Here is a 10,436-nt window from a genome sequence, read left to right on the forward strand (position 1 = left end):
CCGCCGAGCGCGCCGCACCGCGCATTCCCTTCGGCTGGGTGGTGGAGCGTGGGCTGCTGCGCCCCGGCTCCACCCTGTTCGACCAGCGCCGCCGCGTGGCCGCCCGCGTGCGCGCCGACGGCACGCTGATCGGCTCCGGCCCGCGCGGCGACCATCGCGGCTCGATCCACCAGGTGGGGGCGGCGATGGCCGGCCTGCCGGCCTGCAACGGCTGGACCTTCTGGCATTACGAGGAGGGCGAGGATCTGCGCCCGATCGACGTGCTGCGCGAGCGCATCCGCTCGGAAATGCACTGAGTCCACCCCAGACCTGTCCCTCCGGCATGGGCGCCAGCGGGGACGGTTGCTTGGCAGCGGTGGCGTTGCCGTGTTAGGGCTGTCGCCCATGAACAAGCTCTTCGCCACCGTCACCGCCCCGGTGCCGCGTTCGGCCCCGGCGGCGCTGTCCACCCGTTGTTTCGTCCGCGATCTGGTGATGGACGCGCTGATCGGCGTCTATGCCCATGAACGGCTGAAGCCCCAGCGCATCCGCCTGAACCTGGATCTCGACGTGATTGCCCCCGGCGTCACCGGCGAGGACATGGCGGCCATCGTCAAGGGCGTGGTCACCCAGGGGCACGTCACGCTGGTGGAGACGCTGGCCGAACGCATCGCCGAGCGCTGCCTCGCCGACGCGCGGGTGACGATGGCCAAGGTGCGGGTGGAAAAGCTTGACGTCTTCCCCGACGCTGCCAGCGTCGGCGTTGAGATCGAGCGCGCCCGGGGGTGAGTTAGTCCCCCAACCCTGTCCCCCAACCCTGTCCCCAGTGCCGCCCCTCAGCGCCGCAGCGGCACCGCCCGCTTGACCAGCCGGCGGTCCATGTCGGCACTCGCCACCGTCGGTTCGCCCAGGCTGCGCATGACGAAGGCGAAGGTGTCCATCACCCGGTCCAGCACGATCTCGTTGTCGTCGGGTCGGCGGCTGACCGACACCACGGCATAGCCGGCGGCGCGGGCCACCGCCGGTTCGCCGCGCAGGCCGCGCACACCCCAACCGGCCAACGCATCCTTGCAGCGGAACAGTTCGGCGGCGAAACCGCCGGCAGACTGGGTGCGGCCGACCACATAGGCGGCGGCGACCGCCAGCGGCGCCAGCAGCCCGTCCCAGTCCAGGCAATCCTCCCGCCCGACCCATACCCCGCCGACCGAGCAGGCGGCGGCGCCGATCGCCTCGCCCAGCCCGGCGCGGAAGGCGCGCAACGAGTCCACCGCGGCGGCGGCCGGCATCGGTTCCACCCGGCGCCCCTCCGGCATCAGCATGAGCCGGCCCGCCCATTCCGACGAAGGCGGCAGCTGTTCGGTCAGGCGCGCGAGCAGCGCCTCGCGGGCGGCGGCGAAGGGAACGACCTCGGACATCGGGGCCTGCGGCAATGGTGGGGAGGGGAGGACGAGAAAAAGCCTGAGTTGTCGTGAACTGTCAAGAGCCTGCCGGCGGGTTGGCAACCCATGGCTGCGGCTTGCATGCGCTGTCACAGGCCAGGGGCGTAAAACCGGCTCTGTCCGGAAAAAATGCGGAGCTTTGCATTTTTCCGCTTGCCAGCTTTCGCCATCGGCCATATAAGGCGGGCCTCCGTTCCCGGTTAGCTCAGTTGGTAGAGCAGCGGACTGTTAATCCGCTTGTCGCTGGTTCGAGTCCAGCACCGGGAGCCATCGCGCGGGTGTAGCTCAGTTGGTTAGAGCGCCGGCCTGTCACGCCGGAGGCCGCGGGTTCAAGTCCCGTCACTCGCGCCATTCTCTCGTCTGTCTCTCCAAAATGATTGTACGGATGATGGCGACTGCCCCACCGGGCAGCTTCGCGCTATCATGCGTTCTTCGCCGCGTTCACGATGTGGCCGATGGTGCCGGTTCCCTGTTGAACGGAGTCCGCGCGCCCAACGGCCCGCACGCATCTCGGATCGAGAATTGCCGGGGAGGAACCGCTCATGCGTTTGTCTGACAAAGTCGCCGTCGTCACCGGCGGGGGATCGGGCTTCGGCGAGGGCATCGCCCGTCGCTTCGCCGCCGAAGGGGCCTGCGTCATCGTCGCCGATCTGGACGAGGCCGCCGCCGGCCGCGTCGCCGACAGCCTGGGCGAGACGGCGCTCGCCGTCCGCGCCGACGTGGCGGTGGGGGAGGATTACGGGGCCATCGTCTCCGCCGCACTGGGCGAATTCGGGCGGCTCGACATCCTGGTCAACAATGCCGGCTACACCCACCGCTACGGTTCGATGCTGGATGTCGACGAGGCCACCTTCGACCGCATCTATGCCGTCAACGTCAAGTCGATCTATCACAGCGCCATTCACGCCGTGCCGGTCTTCCGTGCCCAGGGCGGCGGCGTGATCCTGAACATCGCGTCCACCGCCGGGCTGCGGCCGCGGCCGAACCTGACCTGGTACAACGGTTCCAAAGGCGCCGTCATCACCCTCACCAAGTCGATGGCGGCCGAGCTGGCACCCGACAATGTCCGCGTCTGCGCCATCGCCCCCGTGGCCGGTGAAACCGGCATGCTCCACCGCTTCATGGGGCAGGACACGCCGGAACGCCGCGAACAGTTCCTCAGCAGCATTCCGCTGGGACGGCTGTCGACACCGGCGGACATCGCCAACGCGGCGCTCTACCTCTGCTCCGACGAAGGGGACTTCCTGACCGGAGTCTGCCTGGAGGTGGATGGCGGGCGGTGTATTTGAGGACTTTTGTGCGTGGTTAGCCCCCCACCCTAACCCTCCTCCGCTGGGCGGGGGAGGGAACTCGGCTCCTCTTCCAACCCAGCCGCCAATCTCCCTCCCCCATCCGGTGGGGGAAGGCCGGGGCAGGGGCAGGTGGTGGCGATGTCGGGCCCCTGCCCGGTCACCACCGTCTCCCCCTCGACGACTTCCCCCTCCTCCCGCGCCTCGTCCGGTAGGATGGCGTTGAGCAGGCGGGCGATGTCGTCGGTGGGGCGCAGGGCGCCATAGCCCGGCGCGTTGTAGTCCCAGTCATAGTCGGCGAAGCCACGGAAGCCGGCGATGACCGGGTCGCTTGCCCAGGCCTTGCGTAAGGCTTCACGGCGGAGTTCCGCCGGCACATTGTTGCGCAGGAAGCCGGTGTAGTCGCTGTCGGACCCCAGATTGTCCAACGGGGGCAGGTCCGGTGCCTCCTCCTCAACCGCAGCCTCCTCACTCATCTCGGCCTCGGCGGTCTCCACCGGCAGTTCTTCGGGCGGTTCCTCCGCCCGTGTCTCGCGCTTCAACCGCGACCAGCGGCCGAGGAAGCCTTCCTCCTCCACGCGCTCAACCATGCTGCGCCGGCTCCTGCGGCAGCCCGGTCCTGCGGTGCCGCGCCAGGGCTTCCGGATCGGCACGGTCGCGTTTGCGCTTGTGGAAGGGACGCTCGACGAAGTGGCGGGCAACGAAACCGTCCATCCACAGCACCAGCGGGATCGGCAGTGGCAGCGCCTCGATCACGTCGTCGCCGGCTTCGGCATGGGCGTCGATCTCGCCGGGGTCGACGGTGACCGCCAGCAGACGCACCCCCGGCGCCGGACCGCCTGGCCGCAGGATGACGTAGGCGCTGGGGCTGCCGCCGTCGAGATTGTGCTTGTAGTTCTCGGCCTCGGTCGGGAACAGGGCGATCTCGGCGGTTCCGGCGTAATGGCGGGTCCAGTCCGGCCCTTCGGCCAGCACGCTCCAGTCGGGCAGGGTGGGGTCGGCCGGGATCAGCATCACCGGCTGCCAGCGCGCCTCGATCCAGGGATTGTCGACCCGCCGCCGCTCCACCACCACGCCGACGCCACGCCGTTCGGCGCGGTCGGGCGGCGAAGCCGTGGAAGCGGACGTCGTGCTGGCGGTGGGGGGGAACTCGTTGGGCATTGTCGGTGTTCCTGATGGGCGGGGACCGGACGGCCGAAGCCGGCTTTGTCTCCGCTACAACGCGCCGGCGGCGGTTTGGTGCCGCTGCGCATCGGACTCCGACGGCTTTCCCCAAAAGGCCCGAAAGGCCGAAGCCGCCGAATGGAAGGACGCGCCATGCGCAAGATCGCCGCCGCCCTGTTGCTGTCGGGCCTGCTGTCGGGTTTGGCGTTGTCCGCTTCGGCGCAACGGCCGGATCGGCAGCAGAGCCAGCAGCAGCCTGGATCCGGCCAGCCGGAGGCCGCACCGGTTGACTCCGGATCCAAGGAGTCCGTCGGCGACGGGCTGGCCCGGGACGGCAAGGTGCAGCAGAGCCAGGATCCGCATCCCACCGCGCAGGGCACCAGATCGCCCGACTCCTCCAGCTCCGCCGCCACCGGCAGTCAGGAGTTGCAGCAGGCGCTCGCCGACGTGCGCCGGGCGCCGCCCGATCTGAACGGGACCCCGGTGCCGCGCCCGAACCAGTGGGCAAGCGAACCGGACCAGCCGAACGAGCCGACCCGGTCGCGGAATCCCTCCGACTTGACCAGCCAGGAGGTGAAGTGACGGGTCCTTAACCCGATACCCGGCGGCTGCGGACGCGGATCAGGCCGCTGCCCTCGGGATCGGCGCGGTCCGGCTTCAGCATCGCCTCCAGCAGCCGGGCGTCGCTGGTCCAGTAGGGCACGTACCAGGTACGGTCGGGGTCCATCACCAGCGCGCGCCGGTTGGCCGCGTCATAGGCGCCCAGCGGCGCGATGTGGCCGAGACCGATGTCGCCGGTCAGCGTGCCCTGGTCGAAGGCCAGCAGGATGATGTCGTCGGCGCTGCGCTCGTTGTCGGACAGGATGCGCCGCAGTTCCGCCAGCGTGGCGGGGGAGCTGTCGCGCGGGCGCCAGACCTCAACCTCGGCGTCGATGCCGTAGGCGTTCAGGCTGCGGCGGACATAGGTAATCAGCTCGCCGAAGGAAATGCCCTCGCCGTCGTCGGCGGTGGCGTCGCGCCAATGATCGTCGTCCAGCCGGTCGAGAAGCTGCTTGTCGGTGACCAGCCGTTCCGACGCCAGCCCCGGCAACCCGCGCAGCGCGTTCAGCATCATCGCCACGCTGGTCAGCGAGCAGGAGGCCCCGGTCGTCTGCGGCACGTAGAAGGGGCTGAGCGCCCAGTAATCCGGGGCCGGGGCGGTGCGGACGAAATCGGCCGAGCGGGTGATCGGCACCGCATCCGGGCCGAATTTCGGCTTGTGATCGTCCTGCGCCAACACAGGCGCCACACAGGCGGTCCACAGCAGGAGGCCGGCCCCCAGGATCTTCGCCACGGCTCCTGCGGTCCACGTCGCTTGCGTCATCGGAAAGGGTCTCTGTCCGTCCAGTCTGGAATTGCAAAGCGCCGCGGCCCTGCCGGACCGTGGCGCGGCCTGCATATGGTGCGTTGCGGCGCGGGAGCCAAGCGGGAGGCACGGCTGCGCCGATTGCGCTTGCACCGACCGTCCCAACCGTCCTGGCAATGGCTTTCCGGAATGCATGTGGGCGGAGCCTCCGTCGCTCGACGTTCGAGCAAAACAGGCCCCGCCCACCGCAGGGGCCGGCACATCGAGGGCGTACCCCCGATGCGCCGGCCGTATCGTCGGGATCGTCTATCGCTGCAGGGCGATCAGACGCCGTCCCAGAAATGCTCCAGCCCGACCGCGGCGACGCCCTCGGCCCCCATCTTCGCCCAGGCGAGATCGTGGATGCCCATGGCGAAGGCCGGCGAGGAGGCCTGGAGCGAGTAGTCGCCCCAATAGGGGTTGTTGAACATCGGCTTGCCGATCACGTCGTGATCGCCGTATTTCGGCACATTGTAGACCAGGTTGTTGTCGATGACGAAGTCGTTGGCACTCAGAAGCTCGGTGTAGTCGTCGAGCGGCAGGGTGCCCATCACCACATTCTTGGTGATGGTGTTGTTGTGCGGATCGCCGGCGGTGCCGTGGACCGGCTGCCATTCGATGCGGATGAAGTCTTCCTTGTTGCTGGCGATGACCGAGAAGTTGTTGGTCACCACGTTGTTGTCGCCGCCATGGATCTGGACCGAGGCCCAATCGGCGTCCTTGATGAAGTTGTCCTTGACGGTGATGCCGCCGGCCATGTCATCCAGATAGATGCCGAAACCCTTCTGGCCGGGCAGCCAGCTGTCCTGGTTGCTGGTGGCCAGTCCATTGGCATGCTCGATCCGGTTGCCCTGGATGATCATGCCGGTGTCGACGCTGGACCGCCCCAGGATCTCGATGGCGCCGCCGTCGGCGGTCTCCAGCCCGGTGTAGGAGATGTTGTTGTACTGGATGACGTTGTTGTGGTTCACCGTGTTGGTGGTGCCGCCGTAATCCTTGAACGAGATGCCGTAGCGGGCGCTGTGGTCGATGTCGTTGTTGGAGATCAGGTTGTTGTCGACCCCGGTGCCGATGATGCCGGCCACCGCCTTGTGCACTTCGCCGATGTTGCTGATGCTGTTGGCATAGATGCTGTTGCCGTTGCTGCGGCCGTCCATCTCGATGCCGTTTTCCGCCAGATGGTTCAGCGTGTTGTGGGCGATCTGGTTGTTGGACGAGCCGGATCCCAGATGGATGGCGGTGCCGACGTTCAGGAAGCTGTTGTCGCTGATGTGGTTGCCGCTGGCCTTCAGCAGGTCGAGCGCGTTGCCGCCGGTGGTGGTGTTCTTGAAGGTCAGCCCGTCGATGGTGACGTCGCTGGCGCCGTTCAGCCGCACCAGCGTGCCCAGCCGCGGCACCTCGACCCCTGTGGAGGCGAAGTTGGAGCTGGCCGCCTTGTAGAGCAGCGCGCCGTCGCTGGTCCGCCAGGCGAACTCGCCCGCCTGATCGACGTAGGCGGCGTTGTTCAGCAGCTTGTAGGTGGTGCCTTCGGCGAAGGGCAGGGAGGCACCGTTCTTCAGCGTGATGGTGCGGGTGGAGGCGTTGAAGCTGGCGATGCTGCCCAGCGTGTCGCCCAGCCGCTCGGCATCCATGATCTGGATGAGCGTGCCCGGCTGGATGTCGGCGGTGGTGACATCGGTGCCGTGGGACCGGATGGACCAGCCGCTCGGCCCGCCGGAGGCGGCGTCGGCGAAGTGCCAGCCGCTGGTCACGTCGGCGCTGTCATAGGCGAACTTCTCCGCCAGATGCTGGCGGACGTCGCCGACGACCAGATCCAGGTTGGTGGCGGTGCCGAGCTTGGCCGAATAGAGGCCGTTGCCTTCGCTGGTGAAGCTCTTGACCACTTCGCCGCCGCTCAGCACCGGCTTCTCGCCGGGATAGTTCTGGAAGCTGTGGCCGTTGTCGAGCGCGGTCAGCTCCAGCGTCTTGGTCAGGTGGTAATCGCCGCCGCGGATGTAGGTGGTGTCGATGCTCGGGTTGGCGCGCATGGCGGCCTGCGCCTTCTCCAGGCTGGCGAAGGGGCCGTCGGTGCCGTCGGCGTTCGGGGCCGCCAGCTTGCCGGACCATGTGTCCTTGCCGTTGGTGGCGACGTAGAAGGCCGGCTTGGTCGGCGGTGTCGGCACCGCCGGCGGGACGATGGGCGTGTCGCTGAACAGGTCGGTGCCGGCCTTGATGTTGAGGGCACCGCCCCAATAGAGGCCCTCCTGGCCGGCCACCACGTCCTTGCCGTCGACCGCACCCTTGTCATAGGTGACGATGCTGTCGGTGGCGGCGACGGTGTGGCCGTTGATCGAGACCGACTTGACGAACAGGTTGCGGTCGACGCCGTTCACGGTGGCGTCGTTGTCGTACCAGACCTGGACCGTGTGGGCCTTGGTCGGGTCGAGGTCGGTGGTGAATTTGTAGCCGGCGGTGGTGGCGGTCGCCTTGGCGTCGCCGATCACCTGGCCGTCGACCAGCAGCTTGAAATGCGCCGCCTGACCGCCGGCCGAGGTGCCGGAGGCGTTGACGACGATGTCCACCGACTTGCTCGGCGGCGGCGGAGGCGGCGGGACATAGGCGCCGCCGAAATACTCCTCGGGCACGCCGAAGGTCAGCGCGCCGCCCCAATACAGTCCTTCCTGGCCGGCGACGACGAACTTGCCGTCCACCGCGCCCTTGTCGTAGGAGGCCATGTCGGAGGTCGAGGCGATGGTCTGGCCGTCGATGTTGATCGACTTGACGAACAGGTTGCGGTCGACACCGTTCACGGTGGCGTCGTTGTCGTACCAGATCTGGATCTTGTGGGCCTCGTTCGGGTCCACCTTGGCGGTGAAGCTGTAGTCGGTGGGCGAGGTCGCGCTGACCCAGGCGTCGCCGACCACCTGATCGTCGACCAGCAGTTTGAAATGGGGGGCCTGACCGGCGGCGCTGACGCCATAGGCGCTGACCTTGATCGTCGTGGTCATGGTGGAGGCCGGCTCGGCGCCCGGGGCCGTCGCGGTCGACGGGAACAGGGTGGCGGGCAGCGGCACGTTCAGCGCGCCCGGCCAATACATCTCCGTCTGGCCGGCGATGACGGTCTGGCCATCGACCTTGCCGGTGTCGTACTTGACCGACGGATCGATCGCCAGGATGGTCTTGCCGTTCACCTCGAACGACTTGACATACAGGTTGCGGTCCTCGCCGTTAACCTTGTCGTCGTTGTCATAGACCAGCTGCAGGGCGTGCGCCTTGTCGGCCGGCACGGTGGCGGTGAAGACGTAACGCGACTGGGTGGCGGAGGAGACGGTGGCCTCACCGATGCTGGTGCCGTCCAAAAGCAATTGAAAATGCGGCCATTTTCCGCCAGCGACATCGCCCCAGGCATTGACCGCGAAGGTGACCTGGATCGTGCCATCGGTGTTGGTGGTAGCCATTTTGGAACTCCGCTTTATGGGTATCGCCTTGTTCCGCAGGCTCGTCTGTTAGCCTTAATCGGGTACTAACACTTATGGTTAGGAAATTGTGAATGAGGGGGTTTCCCGTGGCATGGATGAGACAAATATGAGACGACAGAAAAGTCTGTACCCAGACAAAATAGTCTGCACTTAGGCAAAAATGTCTGCTCCTAGCTAAGCTTGCGCTCGCCCGGAATCCGCGTGCCATCGAAAGAGGCAGTCCGCTTCCGAGGGGATGGCATCGGGCGCTGCCGGCACAGTTTCGACCGGGGCAGGATCTCACGCTTCCACGCGGAGGGACGCGGCACCGGGGCCGGCGCGGATTAAACGCCGTGGCTCACGGTCCAGGACCTGCAGTCGATCGGTCGCACGCACCGGCCTCATGGCCTGAAGACCGGCCGCGTCCATCATCTGCTGTCCGACATGGAACGCGGCCTTTTCTACATCCTCGACCGGCCGTCCTCGGTGATCGATATCCGCGAGCAGTTCCCCCTCGACCGCGCTGCAACCCAGGCCATCCTCCTTGACCCCACAACCCCAATCAGAGAAGACTCTCAGTCCTTTCTGCTGGGAGGAAGGTCAGGATTAGGGAATGGTGAAGCTGTAGACCGGCGCTTCAAACTTTTTGATGTTGGCTACCGTCGCACTTCCTTCAAGGTTGATGGCCTTGTCATCAATCAGTAGATGTAAACGGTATGGGCTCGTATCTCCAGCATTCTTCTTGTAGTACATTACATGAATATTGTACACGCCCGGTGGTGGCCGGTCGATCCAGGAGATGTTTTCCGCTGGCGTGGATGTGAGTGGCGCCTGGCGATTGGCGTCGACGTCTAGACGGCCACCGCAATTCATCGTTTCGCCGTGGTAGATGCGCTTGCCGTCAGGGCACTCGATGATGAGGTCGATGTCATTGGTGTCGTCCCAGGCGAGCAGGGCCTGAACCGGCCCGGTTTGTCCGCCCCGGTCGGCGATGCGGTCGTAATCGGTGCCGGTGCCGGTCCGGTAGACGAATATCCGCTGGGGAGCGCCTCCGCTGACGCGGTCGACGTCGAAGGCGTGGCGGCCCGGAGGGAGTGGAACGGAGAAGGACCATCTTCCATGGTCCACATGGGTGGTCCAAACCCGGCCGCTGGCCGGATGGCGCAACGTAACCTCCGAATCGTCCAGGCGCAGAGGGTTGCTGCCGGTGATGGTGACGCCATCGGGCGTTTGGGTGGTTGCGATCCGATCATCGGTGGGTGGAACGTCGCGTTCGAATACGCTGTGCGACGCCCCGTCAAGGCCGATCAAAGCCACACTGTTGCGCCCAGCCACCAGCGGCACCGTGAACTGCACCCTGCCATTATCGTCGGCCGTTTCCGTCTGGTTCGCGCTGTTAACCGTCAGGGCCACCGCCGCGTTACGGCGGCATGGGTTGACCACCGTGACAACCGACCGGTAGTTTGCGCCATCCGTGACGGTCACCGCGTCATCATATGGGCAGCTGGGGCGCAGGGTGGGGCGTAGCACGGCGCTGCGGCTTACCGTGCGGTCGAGCGGGGTGGGGACAAGTGGGGGCAATTCGCCGGTCACCATCGCGTCGGAAAAGCTCACCAAACCGCTGGCAAACATCTGCTCCGCCAGCAGTGCGACAAAGCGCTGATAAGCGTCGCGACGCTGCAGTTCGCCTTCGCCCAGGACATGGAAACGGCTGTTCGGCACCGGAGCCGGGGCGACCTGATGG

Annotated in this window: 9 protein-coding genes, 2 tRNA genes and 1 pseudogene; 6 read left to right on the forward strand and 6 right to left on the reverse strand. The window is 66.7% G+C overall.

Annotation, left to right across the window (positions count from 1 at the left end):
- Positions 1-296 (forward strand): annotated as a pseudogene (locus tag I71_RS10415) (site-specific DNA-methyltransferase); the annotation flags it as partial.
- A gap of 88 nt (positions 297-384) precedes the next feature.
- On the forward strand, positions 385-768 hold the full coding sequence (locus I71_RS10420; protein ID WP_042694634.1) for a dihydroneopterin aldolase: 384 nt from the start codon (positions 385-387) through the stop codon (positions 766-768).
- Positions 769-815: 47 nt separating this feature from the next.
- Here I71_RS10420 and I71_RS10425 read toward each other — a convergent pair whose 3' ends face one another.
- Positions 816-1,394 (reverse strand): hypothetical protein, encoded by a 579-nt coding sequence (locus I71_RS10425; protein ID WP_244433748.1) that lies wholly within the window; start codon positions 1,392-1,394, stop codon positions 816-818.
- A 218-nt stretch (positions 1,395-1,612) separates the two neighbouring features.
- On the opposite strand from I71_RS10425, the gene I71_RS10430 reads away from it, so the two are divergent.
- The 3 genes from I71_RS10430 (at position 1,613) to I71_RS10440 (ending at position 2,707) form a co-directional block, all read left to right on the forward strand.
- Positions 1,613-1,688: transfer RNA gene (locus tag I71_RS10430), tRNA-Asn, on the forward strand.
- A gap of 4 nt (positions 1,689-1,692) precedes the next feature.
- A tRNA-Asp gene (locus I71_RS10435) sits at positions 1,693-1,769 on the forward strand.
- 191 nt (positions 1,770-1,960) lie between these two features.
- Positions 1,961-2,707 carry a glucose 1-dehydrogenase gene (locus I71_RS10440; RefSeq protein ID WP_042694638.1) on the forward strand — a complete coding sequence of 249 codons (747 nt, stop codon included), beginning with the start codon at positions 1,961-1,963 and terminating at the stop codon, positions 2,705-2,707.
- Positions 2,708-2,736: 29 nt separating this feature from the next.
- On the opposite strand, the gene I71_RS10445 is transcribed toward I71_RS10440, so the two are convergent.
- Both I71_RS10445 and I71_RS10450 read right to left on the reverse strand, forming a co-directional pair.
- Entirely contained in the window at positions 2,737-3,297 is a 561-nt protein-coding gene (locus I71_RS10445; protein ID WP_049976029.1) for a DUF3306 domain-containing protein, read from the reverse strand.
- A complete protein-coding gene (locus I71_RS10450; RefSeq protein ID WP_049976030.1) occupies positions 3,290-3,868 on the reverse strand; it encodes a DUF3305 domain-containing protein in 579 nt (192 codons plus the stop codon). Before I71_RS10450 ends, I71_RS10445 begins: the two co-directional genes overlap by 8 nt.
- Positions 3,869-4,024: 156 nt before the next feature.
- Here I71_RS10450 and I71_RS10455 point away from each other — a divergent pair, with 156 nt between their 5' ends.
- Complete coding sequence (locus I71_RS10455; protein ID WP_042694640.1) at positions 4,025-4,453, forward strand: hypothetical protein; 429 nt, start codon at positions 4,025-4,027, stop codon at positions 4,451-4,453.
- A 7-nt stretch (positions 4,454-4,460) separates the two neighbouring features.
- Here the strand turns inward: I71_RS10455 and I71_RS10460 are convergent, their stop codons facing one another.
- The 3 genes from I71_RS10460 to I71_RS38235 all read right to left on the reverse strand — a co-directional run.
- Positions 4,461-5,234, reverse strand: a complete 774-nt coding sequence (locus I71_RS10460) for a phytochelatin synthase family protein (RefSeq protein WP_042694642.1) — start codon at positions 5,232-5,234, stop codon at positions 4,461-4,463.
- A gap of 305 nt (positions 5,235-5,539) precedes the next feature.
- Positions 5,540-8,692 (reverse strand): carbohydrate-binding domain-containing protein, encoded by a 3,153-nt coding sequence (locus I71_RS10465; protein WP_042694644.1) that lies wholly within the window; start codon positions 8,690-8,692, stop codon positions 5,540-5,542.
- Positions 8,693-9,298: 606 nt separating this feature from the next.
- The coding region (locus I71_RS38235; protein ID WP_199902157.1) for a hypothetical protein at positions 9,299-10,436 on the reverse strand (1,138 nt) is incomplete at its 5' end.

The organism is Azospirillum sp. B506 (genome assembly GCF_000333595.1).
In the GTDB taxonomy this organism is placed as follows: Bacteria; Pseudomonadota; Alphaproteobacteria; order Azospirillales; family Azospirillaceae; genus Azospirillum.